This is a genomic window from Streptomyces sclerotialus (genome assembly GCF_040907265.1).
Taxonomy (GTDB): Bacteria; Actinomycetota; Actinomycetes; order Streptomycetales; family Streptomycetaceae; genus Streptomyces; species Streptomyces sclerotialus.
The window spans coordinates 6,495,449-6,518,288 of the sequence record NZ_JBFOHP010000002.1 but is presented as its reverse complement, the minus strand read 5'-3'; the positions used below and the strand labels follow the sequence as shown (position 1 = coordinate 6,518,288).

Genomic DNA, 22,840 nt, shown 5'->3' with positions numbered 1-22,840 from the left:
CTCCTGGAGGCCCCGGTGGACATGCAGGCAGCCGACGACCTGACCGTGACGGCGCTGGTGACCGACGCGATCGCCGCACCGTCGATGCACAACGCCCAGCCCTGGCGGTTCAGCTGCTCACCCGGCTGCCGCACGCTGCGGCTGTGGGCGGACCCGGAGCGCGCGCTGCCGCAGGCGGACCCCGACGACCGCGCGCTGCACATCGGCTGCGGGGCCGCCCTGTTCAACCTGCGGGTGTCGGCCGCCCACGCCGGCCTGCCCGTCCGTACGACGCTGCTGCCCGACCCCGAGCGGCCCGCGCTGCTGGCCGCCGTGGAGCTGGCGGCCGAAGGGGAGGCGGACGGGGGTACGGAGCGGCTGCGCCGGCTGCACCCGGCGGTCCACGAGCGGCACACCAGCCGGTACCCCTTCGAGGAGACCGGCCTGAGCGCCGCCCAGCTCACCGCGTTGCGGCACGCCGCCGAGCAGGAGGGCGCGACGCTCTCCTTCCCGGTCGGCTGGCACCTGCAGCTGGTGCTGGAGCTGGCCGACGAGGGCGAGCTGCGGGACCGTACGGCGGTGCGGGACGACGCGGCCGGGGGCGGCGCGGGCGCCGGTACGGACCCGCCGGCCGGCGGCGCGGGCGACGACCGGGAACCGGCACCGGCCCGCCCGGACCTCGCGCAGTGGACCCGGATCGGCGCGGCGGCGGAGACGGCGGACGACGGGGTGCCCGCGTACGCCTTCGGGCCGCGGCGGCGCGGCGGGCGGGCCCCGGTGCGGGACTTCGCGGCCGGTACGGAGGTGCCGGGACGGGAGACCGCCGCCTTCGAGAGCCATCCGCACCTCGCGCTGCTCAGCACCGAGCGGGACCGCCCCGAGGACTGGCTGCGCGCGGGCCAGGCGATGCAGCGCACCCTCCTCGCGGCCACCCTGGACGGGCTCTCCAGTTCGTTCGTCACGCAGTCCCTGGAGTGGCCGGAGCTGCGCTGGCCGCTGCGGGAGCCGGTCTCCGGGCACGGCCTGGTCCAGATGGTCCTGCGCTTCGGGTACGGGCCGCGGGGTACGGCGACGCCCCGGCGTCCGGTGGAGGAAGTCCTGGAGTTCGACCCGGCGTAGGCCGTCCGGCCAGACGGGACCTGCGCCGTACGGCGGGACACGGCGTAGGCCGCTCGGCGCACCGCGTCCGGAAAGGGGGAAGCCCCGGCCAGACGGGGGAAGCCGGCCGGGGCTGGTGTGGGGGGCGCGGCCGCGGTTGCCGCGGGTGCGCCGGAGAGCGAGGCCGTCGGCGGTGCCGTGTCCGTCCCTCACTTCCCTTGAATAGTAAACCATCGTTAGCGGCCGGGGCGAATCGGGGGCCGCCGGGTGGCACGGGGGGACGGGCCGCGGGCCGTATCGGGCCGTACGGCACCTCGCGACGGCGCCGCGTGGCCGTCGTGATCGGCTTGATCCGGTCCGCCGTGGGCGTACGCCGGTGAGGTGGCGTGTGCCCGGTCCGGGCGCATGTACGCCCGACAGCGCCGGTCGCCCCCTGAGGTGTGCGTGTTCACTCCGTCACAGCGGGTCGGCAAACGGGTTGCCGATGGTTGGCGCGGCGGCGAGCGGGAATGACCGCTCCCGTCGGCAGGCCGTGCGTGATCGCACCGGCCACGGGTGGAGGGGGCGACGCAGTGACCGGAGTCCCTCCGCCACCGTCAAGGGAGGGAGTGGGAGCCATGCACGCGAGCAGGAACCGCGCCACGCGCGTCGAGTACGCGCTGCCGCGGGAGGTCGCGTCGGCCCGCTGGGCCAGGAGGCTGACCAGTGGTTTCCTCGGCCATCCGGCGATGCCCGCCGGGGTGTCGGGCCGGGTGGACGAAGCGGTACTGATCGTGTCCGAGCTGGTCACCAACGCGGTACGGCACGGCAACAGCCGCTGCCGGCTGCGGCTCAGCGCCGCGTCGAGCGGCGTCACCATCGAGGTGCACGACGACGACCCGCGCACCCCCACCGTCAAGCCGCTCACCGAAGAGGCGGTCGGCGGCCGGGGCATGGCCATCGTGGAGCTGCTGGCCCGGCAGTTCGACATCACCGCGGACCGCGGTGGCGGCAAGACCGTACGGGCGGTCCTCGCGGGCACGTGAAGGGCCGCGGGCAGTGCGCCGTCGCCGTGCCGCGCAGGCACCACCGGGGCCGGGACCCCGCCCCGACATCCGCGACGACATCCGCGACGACGACCGCGCGAGCCGCCGCCCGGCCCTGCCGCTCAGCCGGCCTTGCGGCGTGACGCGGTCCGTTTCGCCGGGGTCTTCTTCGCCGCCGTCTTCTTCGCCGAGCCGCCCTGTCCGGCGGCCGCACTCTTCTTCGAGGTCTTCGAGGTCTTCGAGGTGTCCGGCTTCGCGGCAGCCGGCTTCTTGGCCGCGGCCTTCTTCCCGGCCGGCTTCGTGGCGGACCGCGCGGCGGCCTTACGGGCCGGCCGCTCCGTACCGCCCTCCGCCGCCTTGCCGTCCTCCCCGTCCTCGCCGGACTTCCGGCGCAGCCGGGTGACGGACCCGCCGGAGCCCTCCTCCTCGTCCGTGCCGCGCTCCTGCTGAGCGGCCCGCACGCTGTCCTCCAGTGCCGCCATCAGGTCGATGACCTTGCCGCCGCGCCGGGGGCCTTCCGAGGGCACGGCCGGCTCGCCGCCCTCCAGCTTCGCGGAGACCAGCTCCTCGACCGCGTCCCGGTAGTCGTCGTGCAGCTCGGCCGGGTCCAGCTCGCCGAGCGAGTCCATCAGGGTCTCGGCGAGGGTCAGCTCGTTCTCCCGGATCTGGACGTTCTCCTTGGGGGCCAGCCCCTGCGGGGAGCGGATCTGGTCCGGCCACAGCAGCGCGTGCATGACGATCGCGTCGTCGTGCACCCGCAGCATGGCCAGCGTCTCGCGGTTGCGCAGCGCCACCTTGCCGATGGCGACCTTCTGGTGATGCACCAGCGCGTCGCGCAGCAGGACGTACGGCTTGGCGGCGGACGGGCCGTTGGCGCCGAGGTAGTACGCCTTGTCCATCTGGAGCGGGTCGATGTCGGCGGCGTCGACGAACGCCAGGATGGTCAGCGTCTTGGCGGTGGGCAGCGGCAGCTGGGCGAGGTCGGCGTCGGTGAGCGGGACGATCATGTCGGAGGCGGCCTGGTACCCCTTGCCGATCTCGTCCTGGGACACCTCCTCGCCGTCCAGCTCGCACACCTTGCGGTAGCGGATGCGGCCGCCGTCCTTCTCGTGGATCTGGACGAAGGAGACCGCCGAGGCGCTGTCCGTCGCGCTGTACATCTTCACCGGGATGCTGACCAGGCCGAAGGAGATCGACCCGTTCCAGATGGATCTCATGCGCGCACCCCTTGACGTTCGTCCTTTATGTCATGATTCGTGGGACTCTCAGGGTATGCCGATCACCGAGATCGAGGGACGCCGGCTGACGGTCACCCGTCTGGACAAGGTGCTCTACCCGGCCACCGGGACGACCAAGGGCGAGGTGCTGCACTACTACGCGCTGACCGCGGGCGCGATGCTCGCCCACCTCCACGACCGCCCGGTCTCCTTCCTGCGCTACCCCGACGGCCCGGACGGCGAGACGTTCTTCACCAAGAACGTCCCGCCCGGTACGCCCGCCTGGGTGAAGACCGTCGATCTGACCCGCCGGAGCGGCAAGACCGGCCGCCAGGTGGTGCTCCAGGACACCGCGTCCCTGATGTGGGCGGCGAACCTGGTCGTCGAGCTGCACACCCCGCAGTGGCGCACGGACGACCCCGGGGTGGCCGACCGGCTGGTGCTGGACCTGGACCCCGGCGCGCCGGCCACGGTCGTCGACTGCTGCGCGGTCGCCGGATGGCTGCGCGAGCGGCTGTCGGCCGACGGCCTGAACGTGTACGCCAAGACCTCCGGGTCCAAGGGGCTGCACCTGCTCGTGCCCATCGAGCCCACCCCGTCGGACGACGTCACCGCGTACGCCAAGGGCATCGCGGTGGAGGCCGAGCACGCACTGCCCGAGCGGGTGGTGCACCGGATGACCAAGGCGCTGCGGCCGGGCAAGGTCTTCATCGACTTCAGCCAGAACAGCGCGGCGAAGACCACGGCCACGCCGTACACGGTGCGCGCCCGCGCCGAGCCGACCGTCTCCACGCCGGTGACCTGGGACGAGATCGACGGCTGTACGGACCCCGCCGACCTGCACTTCCTCATCGGCGACATCGCGGAGCGCCGGGAGCGGTACGGCGACCTGCTCGGCCCGCTGATCAACCTCAACCGCGCGAAGCCGCTGCCGCATACGAAGCGGCGGCGGTGAGGGGGCGGTCAGTCCAGCCGCGTGAGGTCGGGGCGGAGGCGGTGCCAGGTGGGGTGGCGGAGGCGGCCCTGCGACGTCCAGCCGGAGTGGCCGACCTCGGCGACCAGCCGTGGCTCCACCCAGTGCGCGCCCGGCACCTCCACGGGGCCGGTGAACGGGGACGTACCGCGCGCGAGGACCTCGAAGTACCGGGCCAGCTCGCGCCGTTCGTGGCCGGAGAGCCCGGAGCCGACCGAGCCCGCGTACCGCAGCCCGTCCGCCTCCTCGATCCCCGCCAGCACGGAGCCGGGCAGCCCGGTGATCCCGCCGCGCCCCTCCCACCAGCCGCCGATCACCACGTCGAGGGTGTGGACGTGCTTGGTCTTGCGCCAGTCGGCGGACCGCAGGCCGGGGGTGTAGGGGGAGCCGAGCCGCTTGGCGACCACCCCCTCCAGGCCGTTGCGCAGCGTCGTCTCCCACACCTCGGAGCCCTGACCCACGACATGGCCGGGGGTGGACCACGCCGGGGCCGCCAGTTCCAAGCCGGACAGCAGCTCCCTGCGCTCCTCGTACGGGGCGTCCAGCAGCGGCCGTCCGTCCAGGTACAGCAGGTCGAAGAGGACGAGGTGGACGGGGTGGCCGGTCAGCAGCCGGCCGGCGCGGCGCGCGTCCGAGACGTTCATACGGCGCTGGAGCCGCCCGAAGTCCGGCCGCCCCTCCTCGTCGAGCACGACGACCTCGCCGTCCAGGACGGCGGGCCTGCCGCGCAGCGCGTCGCCGAGGGCGGTCAGCTCGGGGTAGGTCCGGGTGGCGTCGTTGCCCGCGCGGGTGACGAGCCGCAGGGACCCGTCGCCCGGTGCCTCCGCGAGGCAGCGCACGCCGTCCCACTTCACCTCGTACGCCCAGGCCGGGTCGGCGCCGTCGGCGGGCAGCGGCCCTGGCGTGGCGAGCATGGGCCGCAGCCCGGGCGGAGGTATGGCCATACCTCCGATGATCAGCGGTCGGGCCGACCCTCGCGACTTCGGCCGACGTCGTCGGCGGGTCCCCGCCGTAGGGTTCGCGCCGGTCCCCGACTGTCCCACCGCGTGGGCCGCTCGCGCAGTTCCCCGCGCCCCTGGGGGGCGCGGGGAACTGCGCGAACCCCTGCGGCGGTCAGCCGGTGAGCTGTTTACGTGCCTCCTGGAGCGCTTCCGCGAGGAGCCCCGCGCCCTCCTCCGCCTCCGCGACGGTCAGCGACAGCGGGGGCGCGATGCGCAGGGCGGCGCCGTTCAGGCCGCCCTTGCCGATGAGCAGTCCGCGTTCGCGCGCCGCTTCCGTGACGGCCGCGGCGGCCCGGGGTGACGGCTCGTCCGTGCCCGGCTCGACCAGCTCGATGCCGATCATCAGACCGCGCCCGCGTACCTCGCGTACGACGTCCAGGCCGGCGGTCACCGCCCGCAGCCGCTCGATGAGCAGGCCCCCGACGCGCCGGGCGTTGCCCTGGAGGTCGTGCTCGAGGAGGTAGGTGAGGTTGGCCAGGCCCGCCGCCATGGTGACCGGGCTGCCGCCGAAGGTCGAGATGGAGTGGGCGGAGAGGCAGTTCATCACCTCGGCGCGGGCCACCACGCCGCCGATGGACATGCCGTTGCCGATGCCCTTGGCGAAGGTCAGCAGGTCGGGCGGGCCGCTCGCGGCGTGCGCCTGCCAGCCCCAGAAGTGGTCACCCGTACGGCCCCAGCCGGTCTGCACCTCGTCGCTGATCCAGAGGATGCCGCGCTCGGCCAGTACCTCGCGGAACGCCGCGTACAGCCCGTCGGGCGGTGCGGTGAAGCCGCCGACGCCCTGGACGGGCTCGGCGATCAGCGCGGCCACCCCGCCCGCCGTCTGCTGGAGCACGTCCTTGAGGTCCGCGACGCACGCCTCGATGTACTGCGCGTCGCTGAGGTGCGCGAACGGGCCGCGGCTGCGCACCCCGCCGTGCACCCACAGCGTCTGGAGCGGCGAGAGGCTGGTCGGCGACCAGCTCTGGTTGCCGGTGATGCCGACGGCCGAGAAGGACCGGCCGTGGTAGCTGTTGCGCATCGCCAGGATCTGGTTCGAGCGGCGGTACGCGGTCGCCAGCAGCAGCGCCGCGTCGTTGGCCTCCGTACCGGACGTGGTGAAGAAGACCCGCGCGTCGGGGATGCCGGACAGGGCCGTGATCCGCTCCGCCAGCTCCACCATCGGGCGGGAGAGGTAGAGGGTCGAGGTGTGGACGATGCGGCCGGCCTGCTCGGCGACGGCCTTGGTGACCTCGGGCAGCGCGTGTGCGGTCATCGTGGTGAGGATGCCGCCGAAGAAGTCGAGGTAGCGGTTGCCGTCCGAGTCCCAGACGTGCCGGCCCTCGCCGTGGGTCAGCTCGATGGGGCGGTCGTAGAGCAGGCTCAGCCACTCGGGGAGGACGGAGCGGTGCCGGGCGTGCAGGTTCGCGGCGTCGTTGAGGTGATCGGTCACGGCCGGACCAGCCCTTCGTAGGCGTCGGGACGGCGGTCGCGGTAGAACGCCCACTGCTGCCGGACCTCGTCGATCAGCCCGAAGTCCAGGTCGCGGACGACCAGTTCCTCCTTGCTGTCACTGGCCACGTCGCCGACGAACTGCCCGCGCGGGTCGACGAAGTAGCTGGTGCCGTAGAAGTCGTTGTCGCCGTACTCCTCGACACCGACACGGTTGATCGCGGCGACGAAGTACTCGTTGGCGACCGCGGCGGCCGGCTGCTCCAGCTGCCAGAGGTAGGCGGAGAGGCCGCGGGAGGTGGCGGAGGGGTTGAAGACCAGCTGCGCGCCGTTCAGGCCGAGCTGCCGCCAGCCCTCGGGGAAGTGCCGGTCGTAGCAGATGTAGACGCCGACCTTGCCGACCGCGGTGTCGAACACCGGCCAGCCCTTGTTGCCCGGTTTGAAGTAGTACTTCTCCCAGAACCCCTTGACCTGTGGGATGTGGTGCTTGCGGTACGTACCGAGGACGTGGCCGTCGGCGTCGATGACGGCGGCGGTGTTGTAGTAGAAGCCGGACTGCTCGACCTCGAAGACCGGGACGACGATCACCATGCCGGTCTCGCGGGCCAGCTCCTGCATCCGGCGGACGGTCGGACCGTCGGGCACCGGCTCGGCCCAGCGGTAGTGCTCCGGCTCCTGCACCTGGCAGAAGTACGGGGCGTTGAAGACCTCCTGGAAGCCGATCACCTTCGCGCCCTGTGCGGCCGCGGCGCGGGCGTGCTCCTCATGTTTGGCGATCATCGATTCGGTATCGCCGGTCCAGGTCGCCTGCACGATTGCGGCACGTACAACATCGGCCATGAGCTGCTCCTTTGTCAGGGCGTCAGACAACCGGTACGCGCGGGCTCTACGCGTGTGGAGGTGACCGTAGGCCGCCTTCCGCACCGTGGCAAGACCATCTCTGCCGCGCCGTCCGGCCGATTCCGCGCCCGCCGGGAACGGGTGCACGAGCGACCGTGCACCGTGGTGCGCACGGGTCAGCGGACACCGATGAGGCGGTCGGACACCCCGGCCGTCCGCAGCGCGTGCACGAGATCCCGCCGGCGGTGCTCGGAGACCGAATCCGCCGCCTCCAGCAGCAGCGGCAGCAGCACCTCGGGCGCGTCCGTGGTGCCCGCGAGACCGGCCGCCTCCGCCGCGGTCCGCGCCCGGACCATCGCGGCCAGCAGCTCCCGCGCCTCGGCCGTACGGCCCGCCGCCCGCAGCGCCAGCGCGGCGTCCCCCACCTCGCCGACCGGACGGGCCACGCCCTGCCGCAGCAGGCTCACGCAGTCCTGGACGCGGCCCGCGGCGGCCAGCGCCCCGGCCGCGGCGGCCAGCGGCTCCGGCGGCAGACAGGCCACCTCCCACAGCAGCGTGGACACATCGGCGGCGAGGCCGCTGCGCTCCAGCTCCTCGGCGATGTACGGCAGTTCCTCGGCGGGGCGGCGCGCCGCCGCGCACAGGACGGCGTGCGCCTCGCCGCCGCGCTCGGCGGCCCGCAGCTCCGCGAGGTGGGTCACGGCGGAGGTGACGGCCTGGCGCGCCTGGGGCGGCAGCGGCGGCAGGGACGACGGTCCGCTACCAGAACCGGCCGCCGGCCGCTCGCCCTGCTTGGCCGATTCCCGACCGTCGCCCTCTCCGGCGCCTCTTCTCGCGGCCGGTGGCTCCTGCTCCGCCTCGGGGGGCTCCGCCACGAACTCGTACGCCGCGGGGGGATCGGGCTCGTACACGGCGTCCTCGGCCACCGGCACGTACGCCGCCGGCCCCCCGACCAGGGGGGCGTGCGGTGCGAGGGCCCCCTCGGCGGACTCCGGGACGACCGCCCCTTCGGCCCCCTCGCCCCCTTCCTGCTCTGCGATCCGCTGCCGCAGCTCCCGCACGCGGGCCTGCGCGCGGGCCACGTCGTCGGCGGCCCAGGCCAGTTCGCCGCTGAGCGCGGCCGTGTCCGTCGCGGGGTCGGCCTGTTCCAGCGCGGCGCGCAGGTCACGCTCGCGGTCGGTGGCGTGGCGGAGTTCGCCGAGCATGGCGTCCAGGCGCTCGCGGACCACTTCCGGGCCGCCGGTCAGCGCGTCGTACGCGGCCATCGCCGTGCCGTGCAGCTGCCGGGCACGGGCCCCGGCCTCGGCCGCGGCCTGTTCGCCGTGGCGCCCGGCCAGGTCGTGCAGGAGCGACTCGACCACGTCCCACGGCGGCACCTCGCGCCCCTCCAGGCAGGCCCGCAGCCCCTCGGGGTCGCGCTGCGCGAACACGCCGTACCAGCCTTCGGCCGGGTCCAGCGCGGCCGTCAGCTCGCCCAGGAAGTACGCGAAACCGTCCACGGAGTCCCGCAGTCGTGCCTCTGCCATGCCGTCCCCTCTCCCCCCGTGGCCACCCGCGCGCCGCCGCGCCGGTGCCGCGATCGCACACCAGCCGTGTCACGTCCTCTGTCACAGAGCGACTACGGGGAGTTTTCCATTCCTGACGGGGGGAGGGCGCGGGGATCACGGAAACACGGCGTGATCACCACGGTCGACAGGGAAACTTGCAAGTTTTCCTGTCGTCTTCCTACGCTGGCGTCATGCCAGGCAGGGAGCACGAGGAACTCGCCACGGACCTCGGCGCGGCCGTCGGGCTGCTGATGCGCCGGCTGCGCGCCGAGTCGCCGGGCGACGGGATCACGCCGACCCAGCGCGCGGTCTGCGCCCGGCTGGACCTCGAAGGCCCCGCCACCACGGCGGCGCTGGCCAGGGCGGAGCTGGTCCGTCCGCAGTCGATGCGGATGACGCTGGCAGCGCTGGAGGAGCGCGGCGTCGTCGCGCGCAGCCCGCACCCCACCGACGGCCGCCAGGTCGTCTTCGCGCTCACCGAGGAGGGCCGCCGGGTACTGGCCGGTCTCCGGCGGGCCAAGCAGGACTGGCTCGGCGTGGCCCTCGCCGAGCACACCACCCCCGAGGAGCGGCGCGTACTGGCCGAAGCGGCCGCGCTGCTGAAACGACTGACGGAGAACTGACCATGACCGCCACCACGCTCGACCCGAAGACCGCCCTGGTCCTCATCGACCTCCAGAAGGGCATCGTCGCGCTGCCCACCGCACACCCCGCCGCCGAGGTCGTCGAGCGGAGCGCGCGGCTGGCCGCCGCGTTCCGCGACCGCGGCCTGCCCGTCGTGCTGGTCAACGTCACCGGCGGCGCCCCCGGCCGCACCGAGGGCCCGGCCCGCGCCGGCAACCCGCCGGCCGACTGGGCCGACCTGGTCCCCGAGCTCGATCAGCAGCCGTCCGACCTCCTCGTCACCAAGAAGACCTGGGGCGCCTTCCACGGCACCGCGCTGGACATGGAGCTGCGCCGCCTCGGCGTCACGCAGATCGTGCTGGGCGGTATCGCGACCAGCATCGGCGTGGAGTCCACGGCCCGCAGCGCGTACGAGCACGGCTACCACGTGACCGTCGCGACCGACGCGGTGACGGACATGGACGCCGAAGCGCACCGCAACAGCGTGGCGAAGATCTTCCCGCGGCTGGGCGAGACGGACACCACCGACGCGATCCTCGAGCTGCTGGGCTGACCGCCGACGGGCCGCCCGCCCGGCGGCTCACGCCCCCGCTCTCAGCCGCGGCCACTTCTCGTGCCACCGCAGGTCGTCCTCCAGCTGCGAGGCGAGGGAGACCAGCCGGGCCTCGCCGCCCTCCGGGCCCAGGAGCTGGGCGCCGAGCGGCAGTCCGGCCGAGCTGAAGCCCGCCGGCACGCTCACGCCCGGCCAGCCGAGCACGTTCCACGGCCAGGCGTACGGGCAGGCCGCGATCATCGCCCGGTCGGTGCGCCAGCCGTTCATCGCGACGAGCGTGCCGACCCGCGGCGGCGGAGTGGCGGTGGTCGGTGTGAGCACGACGTCGTACCGGCCGAAGATCGCGCCCACCCGCTTCTGCTGGCGCGCCTCGGCGGCCCGCGCCAGTTTCAGCGCGCGCCCGCTCAGCAGCCGGCCCAGCCGCGCGGCGTCCCGGGTCCTGCGGTCCAGCAGGGAGCGGTCCGGCACCCGTTCGGTCCACTCCCGTACGCCCGTGGTCGCGCGCGGTACGAAGGCGAGGCCGATCAGCCCGTAGTCCGGCTCGGCCTCCTCGACGAAGTGGCCGAGGCGGGCGAGGGTGCGGGCGAGGTCCGTCACGGCGGCGCGTACTTCGGGGTGGAGCGGGCGCGGCGTGCCGGTCCAGGCGGCCTTCCAGGACAGCGCGATGCGCAGCCGTCCCGGGTCCCGGCCGACCGCGGCGCGGACCGCGACCGGCGCCGGGCGGTGCAGGTCGTGCCGGTGGCTGCCGCTGGACACGTCCAGCAGCAGCGCCGCGTCCTCGACCGTACGGGCCAGCGGGCCGAGGGTGGTGATGCCCTGGAACGCCTCCGGTTCGGGCCAGGTGGAGATCCGGCCGCGCTGCGGTTTGATGCCGACCAGGTGGGTCCAGGCCGCGGGTATGCGGACCGAGCCCGCGCCGTCCGTGCCGAGCGCGGCGGGGACGAGCCCGGCGGCGACCGCGGCGGCCGAACCGCCCGAGGAGCCGCCGGGGGTGTGCGCAGGACTCCAGGGATTACGGGTGTCGCCGAAGGCCGGGCCTTCGGTGAACGGCCACTGGCCCAGTTCGCAGGCGTTGGTCTTGCCGACCACGATCGCGCCGGCCGCGCGCAGCCGCCGTACCACCTCGGAGTCCTCGGTCTTGGGCGGGAAGGTGCCCACGCAGCCGAACGCGGTGGGCTCGCCCGCCACATCGGTGTCGTCCTTGACCGCGACCGGCACGCCGAGCAGCGGCAGCCGCTCCCCCGCCGCGAGCCTGCGGTCGGCGGCCTCGGCCTCGGCGAGCGCCGCCTCGGCCCGTACGAGCCGGAAGGCGTTCACGGTGCCCCTGGTCGCCTCGATGCGCTCCAGCGAGCGGCCGACCAGCTCCACTGACGTGGTGTCACCGTCACTGAGTGCCCTGGCCTGTTCGGCCAGCCCCTCGAACCTGTCCCCCATTGCCCTCACGCCTGCCTCTCGCCCTGACGTTCCGTTCCGACGGAGGGGCGCAGAGTAACCACGTGCCCGAGCCGGTATCAACCGTCTCCGGCGCGCTGCGAACACCGGAGACGGCTGTTCCGTATACGGTCAGCGGCCGTTCGCGTGGCCGTGGGGGTGGACGACCATGGCCGAGCCGCCGCCGCGGCGCACCTTCTCGGCGGCCGCGAGCCAGCGTCCGTCCGGCAGCCGCTGGACGCCGGTGGCCGCGCCGATCTCGGGGTTCTTCTTGAAGGAGTGGCCGAGCGCTTCCAGTTCCTTGCGCAGCTCGCCGTCGTACAGGCCCGGTTCGAGCTCGGTCTGCGCGGCGTTGCGCTGGCTGGCGCGGGGCGCGGCGATGGCGTCGACGAGCGGCAGGCCGCGGTCGAGGTGGCCGAGAAGCGTCTGCAGAACTGTCGTGATGATGGTGGCTCCGCCGGGCGAGCCGACGGCCAGCACCGGCTTGCCGTGGTCGAGGACGACGGTCGGCGACATGGAGGAACGGGGCCGCTTGGCGGGGCCGGGGAGGTTCGGGTCGGGGACGCCGGGGGTCGCCGGGGTGAAGGAGAAGTCGGTCAGTTCGTTGTTGAGGAGGAAGCCGCGGCCGGGGACGGTGATGCCGCTGCCGCCGGTCTGCTCGATGGTGAGGGTGTAGGCGACGACGTTGCCCCACTTGTCGGCGACGGTGAGGTGGGTGGTGCTGTCGCCCTCGTACGTGGTCGGTGCGGCCTTGTCGCCGGCCGCGCAGGGCTCCGGGTGACGCGGGTCGCCGGGCGCGACCGGGCTCTTCAGCACCGCGTCGTCCTTGATCAGGCAGGCCCGGGAGTCGGCGAACTTCTGCGAGGTCAGTTCCTTGGTGGGCACCTGCTGCGCGGCCGGGTCGCCGACCCAGCGGCCGCGGTCGGCGAACGCGATGCGGCTGGCCTCGATGTAGCGGTGCAGGTACTGCTTCTCGCTCAGCTTCGCTACGTCGTAGTTCTCCAGGATGTTGAGCGCCTCGGCGACGCTCGTGCCTCCGGAGGAGGACGGCGCCATGCCGTAGACGTCCAGGCCGCGGTACTTCGTCTTCGTCGGCGCCTGGACCTTGGTCTCGTACGCGTCCAGGTCGGCGGCGGTCAGGTCGCCGGGCCGCACCTTGCGGGTGGCACCCGGACGCACGGGCGGCTGCTCGACGGTGCGGGTGATGTCCTCGCCCAGCCGTCCGCGGTACAGCGCGTCCACGCCCTTCTTCGCCAACTCGTCGTAGGTGCGCGCGAGATCGGTGTTGCGCATCGTGGAGCCGACCACCGGGAGCTGCCCGCCGGGCAGGAACAGCTTCGCGCTGGCGGGGAAGTCGCGGAAGCGGTCGGCGTTGTCCGCGGTCTGCTTCCGGAAGGTCTCGTCGACGGTGAAGCCGTCGCGGGCGATACGGGTGGCGGGCGCGAGGACCTGGCCGAGGGACCGGCTGCCCCACTTGTCCAGCGCCTTGTCCCAGGTGGCGGGCGTACCGGGGGTGCCGACGCTCAGGCCGCTGGTGACGGCCTCGTCGAAGGGGATCGGCTTGCCGTTCTCCAGGAAGAGGTCCTTGCCGGCGGTCAGCGGCGCGGTCTCGCGGCCGTCGATCGTCTGCACGGAGCGCTTCTTGGCGTTGTAGTAGACGAAGTAGCCGCCGCCTCCGACGCCCGCGGAGTACGGCTCGGTGACACCCAGCGCCGCCGCGGTGGCGACCGCCGCGTCCACGGCGTTGCCGCCCTTCCTCAGTACCTCGATGCCGGCCGCCGAGGCGTCGGGGTCGACGCTGGAGACCGCGCCGCCGGAGCCCACCGCGACCGGGGTCTTGGGCGGGGCTTCGGTCGCGGGGGCCGCCGCGGGCCGGGCACTGGCCGGCACGGAGGCCAGCGAACCGGCCAGCGCGGCCGTCACGGCCAGCACCGACAGGCGTCGGACATGCGTCATCTCTGCCATCCCTCCATCGGACCCTCCATCGGTATCGCGCCAGGGGCCGGAGCCTACCCGCGGCCCCACGGGCGCGACAGGGCGACGAACCGGGACAACCGCACCAGTACTCGGCCGCCTCTCGATGCCCACCCGAACGGCCGCTACCCTCCCGGCCCATGGACAACCCCCTCCTCCCCGTCATCGCCGCCGCCGCTGCCCTGCTCCTCGGTCTCGCGGGCGGCTGGGCCTTACGGTCCGCCGCGAGCCGCCGCCGACTGGCCCGCGAGCGCGCCTTCTTCGGGCTGCCGGACGGCGCCGAGTGCGTCCTGGTCACCCACCGGGACAGCACCTCGGCGCACTGGAGCATCCCCCGCCACGACGCGCTGGCGCTGCTCGGGCTCGCCTCCGTCATCGAGACCTGCGGGGCGCACGCCGAGGTGGCGCCGCACGACACCGGGCTCCAGGGCTTCGGCGCGCGCACGGAGTTCTGCGTCGGCGACCCGACCGCGCACCGGCGGCTCGCCGCCCATCTGGCGAACCTGCTGCCGGGCGTGCGGGTGCAGCCGGGCGACGCCTCGGGGGCCGGGCGCGGGACGTTCACCGTCGGCGGGACGAGTTACGCGATGGAGCCGGGCGCCGTGGAGTACGTGCTGCTGGCGCGGCTGACGGCGGGCGAGGGCGGCCGACCGGTGTTCCTGGCTGCGGGCCAGCGGCCGGTCACGCACCGCGCCGCCGTCCGCCACCTGGTGCGCAACCGGGCCCGGCTGGCCCGCAGGCACGGCGCCGACGGGCAGTTCTGTCTGCTGCTGAAGGTGGTCAACTCGCAGTCGTACGGGCCGGACGTGGTGGAGCAGGTCGCGGAGGTGACGAAGGAGGCGCTGACGAAGGCGGCCGCACACAAGGCATGAGATCTTTACTGTTGCGTAACCTACCGACGGGTTACCTCCGGTAACGGCCGCACCTTACTCTCCAGTCACTTCGACACCGACCCCTCCGGTGTTCCCCCACGCCGAGACTGGAGCAGTAGATGACGCCCTCCCGCACGACGCTGCGCGCCGCGATCGGTACCGTCTCCGCGGCCGTCCTCGCCACCACCCTCACGGCCACGGCCCCCGCCGCCCAGGCGGCACCGGCCGCCGCCACCGCCCCCGCTTCCGTGCGGTTCGTCGACATCGAGGGCGACGGCGGCATCACGCTCAAGGCCAACGTCTTCACGCCCGGCGACGCCGACGGCGGCGAGAAGTACCCGGTGATCGTCCTGCCCACCAGCTGGGGCATGCCGCAGATCGAGTACGTCGCACAGGCCAAGAAGCTGGCGGACTCCGGGTACGTCGTCGTCGGGTACAACTCGCGCGGCTTCTGGCAGTCCGGCGGGAACATCGAGACCGCGGGCCCGCAGGACGTCGCCGACGCCCGCAAGGTCGTCGACTGGGCGCTCGCCCACACCCCGGCCGACCCGGACAAGGTCGGTATGGCCGGGGTGAGTTACGGCGCCGGGATCTCCCTGCTCGCCGCTGCCTTCGACCCGCGCATCAAGGCGGTCGGGGCGCTCAGCGGCTGGGCGAACCTGATCGACTCCATCTACAGCGGGCGCACCCAGCACGCCCAGGCCGCCGGGCTGCTGGCCGGCGCCGGCCGGATCACCGGGCGGCCCAGCGCCGAACTCCAGACGATCATGAAGGACTTCCTCGGCTCCAACCTGGACAAGGAGGACGAGATGATCGCGTGGGGGAAGAAGCGCTCCCCCGCGGCCTACCTCGACCGGATCAACGAGAACGGCGCGGCGATCATGCTGGGCAACGCCTGGGGCGACTCGATCTTCCCGCCGAACCAGTACGCCGACTTCTTCGAGAAGCTCAAGGGCCCCAAGCGGCTGGAGTTCCGGCCCGGCGACCACGCCACCGCGGAGGCCACCGGCCTGCTCGGGCTGCCCAACGACACCTGGACGCACACCAAGCGCTGGTTCGACCACTACCTCAAGGGCGCCGACAACGGCGTCGACCGCGAGTCCCCGGTGCTGCTCAAGTCCCGCTCCACCGGCGCCTACGAGGGGTACGCGAGCTGGAAGGACGTGCCCTCGGCCCAGCGGCGGATCCCGCTGAACGGCACGCACGAGATCGCCACGAACCGCAACAGCGGCGCGGACGGCGGCACCATCTTCCTCTCCAGCATGCTGGACCAGCTCTTCCGGCTCCCGCCGACGGCCTCGATCCCACTGCTGCCCCGCTCGGCCGCGGCCGTCTGGCGGTCCGAGCGGTACGAGACACAACAGCGGGTGCGCGGCACCACGAAGCTGCACACCACGGTCACCAGCACCGCCGGGAGCGGTACCGCCGTCGCCTACCTCTACGACGTCGGCCCGCTCGGCACCGGCAAGCTCATCACCCACGCGCCGTTCACCTTCCACGACAAGCAGCCGGGCGAGCCGTTCGCGATGGACCTGGACCTCTTCTCCACCGCGTACGACGTGCCCGCCGGGCACCGGCTGGCGCTCGTCGTGGACTCCGTCGACCCGCTCTACATCGAGCACAACCCGGACGGCGCGAAGCTCACCTTCTCCTCGCCGGCCGCCGACCCGTCGTGGGTGTCGGTACCGGTGCGGGACTGACACCGGCCGGGGGACGCGCCGTCAGAGCGGGGGATTGCCCGGCATCAGATTGCCCGGCTCGGCGGCGCCGACCTCGCCCTCGACCTTCGGGTTGCGCCGCTGGCGCCTGCCCACCCAGTTGGCGAGCCAGGACAGCAGCATGCACATCCCGATGTAGATCGGGGAGATGACCAGGACGACGGGGATGAACGGCAGGTCGTAGTCGAGGTTGGAGGCGATCAGCTTCCCCGCGTGCAGGAACTCCTCGTAGGTGATGAGGAAGCCGAGCGAGGTGTCCTTCAGCGCGACGACGAGCTGGCTGATGATCGTGGGCAGCATGGCCCGGACCGCCTGCGGGACCAGGACGTGCGTCATGACCTGTGTCTTGCGCATGCCCAGCGCGTACGCCGCCTCGCGCTGGCCGCGCTCGACGGAGTTGACGCCGGAGCGGAAGACCTCGGCGAGCACCGAGCCGTTGTAGAGCGTCAGACCGACGACCAGCGCGGTCAGCGGCTCGGCCCGCAGCGCCACGTAGATGAAGAAGATCATCACCAGCACGGGCATGGCACGGAAGAACTCCACCAGCAGGGTGCACAGCCGGCGGACCGGCCGGTGGTCGGAGAGCCGCCCCGCGGCCAGCACCGCGCCCAGCGCGAGCGAGAGCACCGCCGCGACCGCGAACGCCTTGAGCGTGTTGCCCAGCCCCCGCAGCAGCAGCTCCTGGATGCCCTGGTACTCGAAGGGCGTCCACTTCCGCCCCTCGAACTGGCCCGTGTCGACCAGGAGGTAGCAGACCCAGGCGAGGACGGCGAGGATCACCAGGGTCGCCATGACGCCGTAGAGGCGGTGGCGGGCGCGGGTTCTCGGGCCCGGTACGTCGTAGAGGGCGGTGCTGCTCATCGGACGACTCCCCAGCGCTTCTCCAGCACGTTGAACAGCGCGCTGATGGTCAGGGTCACGATCAGATAGCCGACGGCGATCCAGAGGAAGGACCAGATGATGCTGTAGCCCAGCTCGTTGAGGGTCTTGTAGGTGCCGAGCAGCTCGACGACGCTGAAGGAGCCGGCGATCGCGGAGTTCTTGGCCAGCGCGATCAGGGTGGAGCCGACGGGCGGGACGACCGTACGGAACGCCTGCGGCAGCACCACCGTGCCCAGCGTCTGCCCGAACGTCATGCCCAGGCTCCGGGCCGCCTCCCCCTGGCCCGTCGGCACGGTGTTGATGCCGGAGCGCACCGCCTCGCAGATGAAGGCGGAGGTGTAGCAGCCCAGCGCCAGGATCGCGAAGACGTCGAAGGGCAGTGCCAGACCGAAGCGCGGCAGGCCGAGCAGCACCGCGAAGAACAGCAGCGTCAGCGGGGTGTTGCGGAGCACCGTCACCCACACCGTGCCGAAGACGCGCAGCGAGCCGACCGGTGCGACCCGGAAGCCCGCCATGATCACGCCGAGTACGAGGGCGAGCAACGAGGCGAAGACGGTGAGCTCGACGGTGCCGAGCAGGCCCTTGCCGTAGAGGGACCAGTTGTGGGTCAGTACGTCCATGGGTGACGGGGCTCCCTCAGCTCACCGTGTAGCGGTCGATCCTGGGCGGCTTCGGCGCGGGCACTCCGGACAGCCCGAGGGTGGCGTCATAGGCCTTCTTCCAGTTGCCGTTCTTCTCGTCGGCGGCGAGCGCGTCGTCCAGCGCGAAGCGCAGCGCCGGGTCGTTCAGCGGGAGGCCGACGCCGTAGGGCTCCTTCGAGAACGGCTTGCCGACCAGCTTCATCTCGTCGGGCGCCTTGGCGGCGTAGCCGAGCAGGATCGCGTCGTCGGTGGTGACCGCGTCGACCTGGTAGGTGAGCAGGTTGTCGACGCAGACGGAGTAGGTGTCGTACGCGACGAGCACCGCCTCGGGGTAGTCGGCCTTGATGCGCTGGTACGGGGTCGAGCCGGCGGCGGAGCAGACCCGCTTGCCGGCCAGGTCCCCCGGTCCCTTGATGTCCCGCTCGTCCTTGCGTACCAGCAGGCCCTGGCCCGCCAGGTAGTACGGGCCCGCGAAGCCGACCTGCTTCTTGCGCAGGTCGTTGATGGTGTAGGTGCCGACGTAGTAGTCGATCTGGCCGTTCTGGAGGGCGGTCTCGCGGTTGGCCGAGGCGATCGTCCGGTAGTCCAGGGTCCTGGGGTCGAAGCCGAGCGCGGCGGAGAGCATCTTGGCGATCTCGATGTCGAAGCCGCGGTACTCGCCGGAGGCCGGGTCGCGTTCGCCCAGGTAGGGCTGGTCCTCCTTGACGCCGACGACCAGGTGGCCGCGGCTCTCGGCCTTCTTCCAGGTCGACGAGTCGGGCAGCTGGAAGCGGGTCTGTACCGGGTACTTCGGGAGCTCGTCGCCGCGCGGGCCCTTGGCGGGCGGGCTGCCGGGCTTGCCGCAGGCGGCGGCGAGGACGGCGAGCAGGCCGAGCAGCACGGCCGCCGCGGCCCGAGGAAACGTCTTCACTGCGGTCACCCCCCGCTTCAGTGCTTGAGGATCTTGGAGAGGAAGTCCTTGGCGCGGTCGCTCTCCGGCGCGGTGAAGAAGTCCTCGGGGGTGCGGTCCTCCACCACGCAGCCGTCCGCCATGAACACCACGCGGTTGGCGGCCGAGCGCGCGAAACCCATCTCGTGGGTGACCACGACCATCGTCATGCCGTCCCGGGCGAGCTGCCGCATGACCTCCAGCACCTCGTTGATCATCTCCGGGTCCAGCGCCGAGGTCGGCTCGTCGAAGAGGAGCGCCTTGGGTTCCATGGCCAGCGCGCGGGCGATGGCCACCCGCTGCTGCTGGCCGCCGGACAGCTGGGCCGGGTACTTGTCGGCGTGGGCCGCGAGCCCGACCCGGTCCAGGAGTTCACGGGCCCGCTGCTCGGCCTCCTCCTTCCGCTTCCTGCGTACCTTCACCGGCGCGAGCACGACGTTGGCCAGCACCGTCTTGTGCGCGAAGAGGTTGAAGGACTGGAAGACCATGCCGACGTCCGCGCGCAGCCGGGCCAGCTCGCGGCCTTCTTCGGGGAGCGGTCGGCCGTCCAGGGTGATGGAGCCGGACTGGATCGGTTCGAGGCGGTTGATCGTGCGGCAGAGGGTCGACTTGCCGGAGCCGGAGGGGCCGATGACGACGACCACCTCGCCGCGGCCGACGGTGAGGTCGATGTCCTGGAGGACGTGGAGGTTCCCGTAGTACTTGTTGACCCTGCGCATCTCGATCAGCGCGTCACCGGCCATATGCAGCCCTGCTCACTCTCGTCCGTACCAGCAGAGAGTTCGCAAACTACCCCAATCAACACCTCACGGGCGATCGGGGACACGCCCGGAACGGCAGCGGGAAATCCCCGCCGGATGGGCGGTTTTCTCCCGAGTCCCTAGGTACACAGAACGCGCCTGCGTACCTAGCCTGTCGGGCATGGGTGAGCACCGGCCTGTCTTCCAGCGCATCGCCGACGACCTGCGGCGGCAGATCGACGAGGGCGTCCTCGCGGTCGGCGCCCGCATCCCCTCCCGCGCCGAGCTGAAGCGGGCTTACGAGGCCAGCGACCAGACCGTGGACCGGGCGGTACGGATGCTGAAGGCGGCAGGGTACGCGGAAGGCCAGTTCGGGCGCGGGGTGTTCGTCGCGGACCGGGCGCCGCTGGGCACCCTGCTGCGCTCCACCGGCGCGGTCGACTCCCCCTTCGCCGCGCGTATCACCCTTGCGAAGTGTCCGGACGGCACGCCGTTGACGTGGGAGGCGACGTCCACGACCGAGCGGGCGACGGAGCCGGTGGCCCGGCGGCTGGGGATCGCGCAGGGCGACCCGGTGGTCTGCTCGGCCTACGAATACCTCGCCGACCGCCAGCCCGTGCAGCTCGCCACCAGCTGGGAGCCGCTGGCCATCACCGAGGGCACGGATGTGGTGTTCCCGGAGTGCGGGCCCTACGCGCGCCGCGGCGTGCGCGGACGGATGGCCGCGATCGGCATCCGGGTGGTACGCGCCGAGGAGCGGGTCGGCTCACGGCCGGCCTCCAGCGCCGAGGCGGAGTCCCTGGGCTGCCCGGCGGGCAGCTGCGTCACGGTCGTCGAGCGCACCCACTTCGACGCGGACGGGCGTGCGGTGGAGACCTCGGACATCGTCGTACGGGCCGACCGCTGGCAGCTGGCGTACGACATCGCGTTCGTCTAGCCGGGGCACCGACGGCCGCTCAGCTGCCGGCGACCTCGGTGTAGAGGCGGGAGAGTTCGGGGGCGCCGCTGGCCGCCCATTCCAGGCCCGCGGCCACGACGTCCACCTCACGCCCGGAGGGCATCCGCACCACCGGCTGCCCGTCGGGCCACATCTTCCAGGCGGCGCCCCGGACCGTGCGCACGAGGACCGTGCCGAGGTAGAGACCCGCGTCGTTGCCGAGCCAGGGCTCCACCTCCGGGTCCTCGCGCCAGACCGGGCGCAGCTGGTCCAGGTCCGCCAACGACCGCGGGGAGTCGTCCAGTTCGACGCCCTCCGACTCGGCCTGGGCACGTAGCAGCTCGCACTCCGACAGCAGTTCGGCGATGGCCTCCGGGTCGGCGTTCACCCCGCCGGGGGCTACGGGATGCTTGCGCCACTTGTCCAGGAAAGACATGTTCATGTGGTGCAGCGTCCCACTCCCACCCGGGCGGCGGCCACAGGCGCGCGGTGCCCGGGTCGTCCGGTCGTCACTCCGTCCTTCCTTGACGCCCCCCACCCGTCTCTCTACGTTCATGGCGCTCGTGTCGGCTCGACCGGATCGTGCTCATCCCCTGGCTCACCCGCCTCCCGAGGAGACGTCTGATGCGCGTACGACAATGGAGCACCACCGTTCCGTTCGCTCTCGCCCTCACGGTCGCGGGGACCGCCGTCCCGGCGACCGCCGCCGTTCCACAACGCGACGCCGCGCCCCGGCCGTTGGCGAGACTCTTCGACAACACCGCGGTCAGCGACGACACCAGAACCGGCGGCGCGGACTTCGACGGCGCCGGCAACTCCCTGTCGGCCCAGGACCTCGCCGCGGCCGGCTGGACGCCCGGCCGGCCGCTGGACATCGACGCGACCCGGCTGACCTGGCCGCGCACCGCGCCCGGCAAGCCGGACAACGTACGGGCCGACGGGCAGGCGGTCCTCCTGCCGGGCAGCGGCACCGCACTGACCTTCCTGGTCGCCGCGACCGGCGGGGACGTCACCGGCACCGGCACGGTCCGGTACCAGGACGGGTCGCGCAGCACGTACGAGCTGACCGCGCCCGACTGGCGGACCGGGCCGCTCAGCACCAAGGCGGTGGCGCTCCCGCACGTGAACTCCGCGGCAGGACAGCGCGCGGAAACGGTCCGGCTGTACGCGGTGACGGTGCCGGTGCGTCGCGGTCTGAAGGTGCGCTCGGTCGTCCTTCCCAAGGACCCCGGGCCCGGCCGTGACCTGCATGTCTTCTCGGCGGCGCTGCGCCGTGACACCCCTGGCTGGACCGGGAGTTGGGCGGCCAGCAGCGCCGGCTACACCAAGGTCGGGCCGTGGCGGGACCAGACGCTGCGGCTGGTGGTGCACGCCGGGGCCGGCGGCAAGCAGGCCCGCATCCGGCTGGAGAACACCTTCGCGGCCACACCCGTGGACATCGGCGCGGCGAGCGTCGCCGTCCAGGGCAGCGGCGCGCAGGCGGCCGGCAAGCCCGTACCGCTCACCTTCGGCGGCGAGCGCGGCACCCGTATCCCCGCCGGAGCACAGGCCTTCAGCGATCCCGTCCGGTTCACCGTCCCCGCCGACACCAACCTCCTGGTGAGCTTCCACCTCGCCGGTCCGGTCGGCGCCGCGCCCGTGCACAAGGAGGCCATCCAGCGGTCGTACGTGACCGCGACCGGCAGCGGGGACCGTACCCGCGACGCGGACGCGGCGGCCTTCACCGGCACCCTCACCACCTGGCCGTTCCTCTCCGGCGTCGACGTCACCGGCGGACCGGGGTCGATCGTGGCGCTGGGCGACTCGATCACCGACGGCGTGAAGTCGACGCAGGGCGCCAACCGGCGCTGGCCGGACACCCTGGCGCGGCGTTTCCAGAACCAGACCGCACTGCCCAAATACGGCGTGATCAACCACGGCATCTCGGCGAACCGCATCGTCACCGACCGCTACAAGGGCGACGGGATCAGCACCGACACCGGCGGCGTCAGCGCGCAGCACCGGCTGGAGCGGGACGTACTGGCCCAGACCTCGGCCCGTACCGTCGTGGTCTTCGAGGGGATCAACGACGTGCGGTCCGGCACCTCGGCCGCCGAGGTGATCGAGGGCCTCCGGAACATCGCGCGGCGGGCGCACGAGCGGGGGCTGCGCGTGGTCGCCGCGACGGTCGCGCCCTGCGAGGGCTACCCCGACTGCTACCCGGAGGTCGACCAGCGGCGGCAGGCGGTCAACGCGTTCATCCGGAACAGCGGCGGGACCGTCGACGCCGTACTGGACTTCGACGCGGTCATCCGTGACCCGCAGCGGCCGCAGCGGATGCTGCCGGCCTACGACAGCGGCGACCACCTGCACCCCGGCGACGAGGGGCTCAAGGCCCTCGCGGAGTCGGTGGAGCTGCGCAAGCTCGTGCCGTGACGGCGGCGCGGGGG

21 protein-coding genes are annotated in these 22,840 nt (G+C 72.9%); 9 read left to right on the top strand and 12 right to left on the bottom strand.

What is annotated here, in order from left to right:
• Positions 1-15: 15 nt before the first annotated feature.
• Both AAC944_RS28805 and AAC944_RS28800 read left to right on the top strand, forming a co-directional pair.
• A complete protein-coding gene (locus tag AAC944_RS28805) occupies positions 16-1,098 on the top strand; it encodes a nitroreductase family protein (protein ID WP_438272763.1) in 1,083 nt (360 codons plus the stop codon).
• Positions 1,099-1,694: 596 nt separating this feature from the next.
• Entirely contained in the window at positions 1,695-2,102 is a 408-nt protein-coding gene (locus AAC944_RS28800; protein WP_030613147.1) for an ATP-binding protein, read from the top strand.
• A 122-nt stretch (positions 2,103-2,224) separates the two neighbouring features.
• Here the strand turns inward: AAC944_RS28800 and ku are convergent, their stop codons facing one another.
• Complete coding sequence (ku, locus tag AAC944_RS28795; protein ID WP_030613150.1) at positions 2,225-3,319, bottom strand: non-homologous end joining protein Ku; 1,095 nt, start codon at positions 3,317-3,319, stop codon at positions 2,225-2,227.
• A 55-nt stretch (positions 3,320-3,374) separates the two neighbouring features.
• On the opposite strand from ku, the gene ligD (AAC944_RS28790) reads away from it, so the two are divergent.
• On the top strand, positions 3,375-4,274 hold the full coding sequence (gene ligD, locus AAC944_RS28790) for a non-homologous end-joining DNA ligase (protein WP_030613152.1): 900 nt from the start codon (positions 3,375-3,377) through the stop codon (positions 4,272-4,274).
• A gap of 8 nt (positions 4,275-4,282) precedes the next feature.
• Here the strand turns inward: ligD (AAC944_RS28790) and ligD (AAC944_RS28785) are convergent, their stop codons facing one another.
• The 4 genes from ligD (AAC944_RS28785) to AAC944_RS28770 form a co-directional block, all read right to left on the bottom strand.
• Positions 4,283-5,236, bottom strand: a complete 954-nt coding sequence (gene ligD, locus AAC944_RS28785) for a non-homologous end-joining DNA ligase (RefSeq protein WP_030613155.1) — start codon at positions 5,234-5,236, stop codon at positions 4,283-4,285.
• Positions 5,237-5,405: 169 nt separating this feature from the next.
• On the bottom strand, positions 5,406-6,725 hold the full coding sequence (locus tag AAC944_RS28780) for an aspartate aminotransferase family protein (protein ID WP_030613157.1): 1,320 nt from the start codon (positions 6,723-6,725) through the stop codon (positions 5,406-5,408).
• Positions 6,722-7,564 (bottom strand): nitrilase-related carbon-nitrogen hydrolase, encoded by an 843-nt coding sequence (locus AAC944_RS28775; RefSeq protein WP_030613160.1) that lies wholly within the window; start codon positions 7,562-7,564, stop codon positions 6,722-6,724. Before AAC944_RS28775 ends, AAC944_RS28780 begins: the two co-directional genes overlap by 4 nt.
• Before the next feature lie 176 nt (positions 7,565-7,740).
• Positions 7,741-9,090 (bottom strand): hypothetical protein, encoded by a 1,350-nt coding sequence (locus tag AAC944_RS28770; RefSeq protein WP_051871655.1) that lies wholly within the window; start codon positions 9,088-9,090, stop codon positions 7,741-7,743.
• A 212-nt stretch (positions 9,091-9,302) separates the two neighbouring features.
• Here AAC944_RS28770 and AAC944_RS28765 point away from each other — a divergent pair, with 212 nt between their 5' ends.
• Positions 9,303-9,734: a MarR family winged helix-turn-helix transcriptional regulator gene (locus AAC944_RS28765; protein ID WP_030613166.1), complete on the top strand. Its 432-nt coding sequence runs from the start codon at positions 9,303-9,305 to the stop codon at positions 9,732-9,734.
• Positions 9,735-9,736: 2 nt separating this feature from the next.
• A complete protein-coding gene (locus tag AAC944_RS28760) occupies positions 9,737-10,288 on the top strand; it encodes an isochorismatase family protein (RefSeq protein ID WP_030613169.1) in 552 nt (183 codons plus the stop codon).
• A 27-nt stretch (positions 10,289-10,315) separates the two neighbouring features.
• Here the strand turns inward: AAC944_RS28760 and AAC944_RS28755 are convergent, their stop codons facing one another.
• Together AAC944_RS28755 and ggt are read right to left on the bottom strand one after the other, a co-directional pair.
• Entirely contained in the window at positions 10,316-11,722 is a 1,407-nt protein-coding gene (locus AAC944_RS28755; protein WP_030613171.1) for an amidase, read from the bottom strand.
• Between the two features lie 129 nt (positions 11,723-11,851).
• Positions 11,852-13,675, bottom strand: coding sequence for a gamma-glutamyltransferase (gene ggt, locus AAC944_RS28750; RefSeq protein ID WP_030613176.1), 1,824 nt, complete (start codon positions 13,673-13,675; stop codon positions 11,852-11,854).
• A 158-nt stretch (positions 13,676-13,833) separates the two neighbouring features.
• Here ggt and AAC944_RS28745 point away from each other — a divergent pair, with 158 nt between their 5' ends.
• Both AAC944_RS28745 and AAC944_RS28740 read left to right on the top strand, forming a co-directional pair.
• Positions 13,834-14,565, top strand: a complete 732-nt coding sequence (locus tag AAC944_RS28745) for a hypothetical protein (RefSeq protein ID WP_030613179.1) — start codon at positions 13,834-13,836, stop codon at positions 14,563-14,565.
• 119 nt (positions 14,566-14,684) lie between these two features.
• Entirely contained in the window at positions 14,685-16,265 is a 1,581-nt protein-coding gene (locus AAC944_RS28740) for a CocE/NonD family hydrolase (protein ID WP_030613182.1), read from the top strand.
• 21 nt (positions 16,266-16,286) lie between these two features.
• On the opposite strand, the gene AAC944_RS28735 is transcribed toward AAC944_RS28740, so the two are convergent.
• Genes AAC944_RS28735 through AAC944_RS28720 form a run of 4 tightly spaced genes read right to left on the bottom strand, consistent with a single transcriptional unit; the run spans position 16,287 to position 19,477 of the window.
• Positions 16,287-17,144: an amino acid ABC transporter permease gene (locus AAC944_RS28735; RefSeq protein WP_030613185.1), complete on the bottom strand. Its 858-nt coding sequence runs from the start codon at positions 17,142-17,144 to the stop codon at positions 16,287-16,289.
• Positions 17,141-17,785, bottom strand: coding sequence for an amino acid ABC transporter permease (locus AAC944_RS28730; RefSeq protein ID WP_030613188.1), 645 nt, complete (start codon positions 17,783-17,785; stop codon positions 17,141-17,143). Before AAC944_RS28730 ends, AAC944_RS28735 begins: the two co-directional genes overlap by 4 nt.
• A gap of 16 nt (positions 17,786-17,801) precedes the next feature.
• On the bottom strand, positions 17,802-18,716 hold the full coding sequence (locus tag AAC944_RS28725; protein WP_030613191.1) for a glutamate ABC transporter substrate-binding protein: 915 nt from the start codon (positions 18,714-18,716) through the stop codon (positions 17,802-17,804).
• A gap of 17 nt (positions 18,717-18,733) precedes the next feature.
• Positions 18,734-19,477 (bottom strand): amino acid ABC transporter ATP-binding protein, encoded by a 744-nt coding sequence (locus tag AAC944_RS28720; RefSeq protein ID WP_030613194.1) that lies wholly within the window; start codon positions 19,475-19,477, stop codon positions 18,734-18,736.
• 178 nt (positions 19,478-19,655) lie between these two features.
• On the opposite strand from AAC944_RS28720, the gene AAC944_RS28715 reads away from it, so the two are divergent.
• Positions 19,656-20,411, top strand: a complete 756-nt coding sequence (locus AAC944_RS28715; protein WP_030613197.1) for a GntR family transcriptional regulator — start codon at positions 19,656-19,658, stop codon at positions 20,409-20,411.
• A gap of 19 nt (positions 20,412-20,430) precedes the next feature.
• On the opposite strand, the gene AAC944_RS28710 is transcribed toward AAC944_RS28715, so the two are convergent.
• Entirely contained in the window at positions 20,431-20,853 is a 423-nt protein-coding gene (locus AAC944_RS28710) for a DUF6278 family protein (RefSeq protein ID WP_030613199.1), read from the bottom strand.
• Positions 20,854-21,035: 182 nt separating this feature from the next.
• Between AAC944_RS28710 and AAC944_RS28705 the strand changes: the two genes are divergently transcribed.
• The gene (locus AAC944_RS28705; RefSeq protein WP_030613203.1) at positions 21,036-22,826 is read left to right on the top strand and encodes an SGNH/GDSL hydrolase family protein; all 1,791 of its coding nucleotides are present in this window, start codon (positions 21,036-21,038) and stop codon (positions 22,824-22,826) included.
• Positions 22,827-22,840 lie beyond the last annotated feature (14 nt).

What these genes read in the sequence shown, in the direction of transcription:
- AAC944_RS28800 (WP_030613147.1), top strand. Translation starts at nt 1,695, where the DNA reads ATGCACGCGAGCAGGAACCGCGCCACGCGCGTCGAGTACGCGCTGCCG.
- ku (WP_030613150.1), bottom strand. Translation starts at nt 3,319, where the DNA reads ATGAGATCCATCTGGAACGGGTCGATCTCCTTCGGCCTGGTCAGCATC.
- ligD (WP_030613152.1), top strand. Translation starts at nt 3,375, where the DNA reads ATGCCGATCACCGAGATCGAGGGACGCCGGCTGACGGTCACCCGTCTG.
- ligD (WP_030613155.1), bottom strand. Translation starts at nt 5,236, where the DNA reads ATGGCCATACCTCCGCCCGGGCTGCGGCCCATGCTCGCCACGCCAGGG.
- AAC944_RS28775 (WP_030613160.1), bottom strand. Translation starts at nt 7,564, where the DNA reads ATGGCCGATGTTGTACGTGCCGCAATCGTGCAGGCGACCTGGACCGGC.
- AAC944_RS28770 (WP_051871655.1), bottom strand. Translation starts at nt 9,090, where the DNA reads ATGGCAGAGGCACGACTGCGGGACTCCGTGGACGGTTTCGCGTACTTC.
- AAC944_RS28765 (WP_030613166.1), top strand. Translation starts at nt 9,303, where the DNA reads ATGCCAGGCAGGGAGCACGAGGAACTCGCCACGGACCTCGGCGCGGCC.
- AAC944_RS28760 (WP_030613169.1), top strand. Translation starts at nt 9,737, where the DNA reads ATGACCGCCACCACGCTCGACCCGAAGACCGCCCTGGTCCTCATCGAC.
- AAC944_RS28755 (WP_030613171.1), bottom strand. Translation starts at nt 11,722, where the DNA reads ATGGGGGACAGGTTCGAGGGGCTGGCCGAACAGGCCAGGGCACTCAGT.
- ggt (WP_030613176.1), bottom strand. Translation starts at nt 13,675, where the DNA reads ATGACGCATGTCCGACGCCTGTCGGTGCTGGCCGTGACGGCCGCGCTG.
- AAC944_RS28745 (WP_030613179.1), top strand. Translation starts at nt 13,834, where the DNA reads ATGGACAACCCCCTCCTCCCCGTCATCGCCGCCGCCGCTGCCCTGCTC.
- AAC944_RS28740 (WP_030613182.1), top strand. Translation starts at nt 14,685, where the DNA reads ATGACGCCCTCCCGCACGACGCTGCGCGCCGCGATCGGTACCGTCTCC.
- AAC944_RS28735 (WP_030613185.1), bottom strand. Translation starts at nt 17,144, where the DNA reads ATGAGCAGCACCGCCCTCTACGACGTACCGGGCCCGAGAACCCGCGCC.
- AAC944_RS28730 (WP_030613188.1), bottom strand. Translation starts at nt 17,785, where the DNA reads ATGGACGTACTGACCCACAACTGGTCCCTCTACGGCAAGGGCCTGCTC.
- AAC944_RS28720 (WP_030613194.1), bottom strand. Translation starts at nt 19,477, where the DNA reads ATGGCCGGTGACGCGCTGATCGAGATGCGCAGGGTCAACAAGTACTAC.
- AAC944_RS28715 (WP_030613197.1), top strand. Translation starts at nt 19,656, where the DNA reads ATGGGTGAGCACCGGCCTGTCTTCCAGCGCATCGCCGACGACCTGCGG.
- AAC944_RS28710 (WP_030613199.1), bottom strand. Translation starts at nt 20,853, where the DNA reads ATGAACATGTCTTTCCTGGACAAGTGGCGCAAGCATCCCGTAGCCCCC.
- AAC944_RS28705 (WP_030613203.1), top strand. Translation starts at nt 21,036, where the DNA reads ATGCGCGTACGACAATGGAGCACCACCGTTCCGTTCGCTCTCGCCCTC.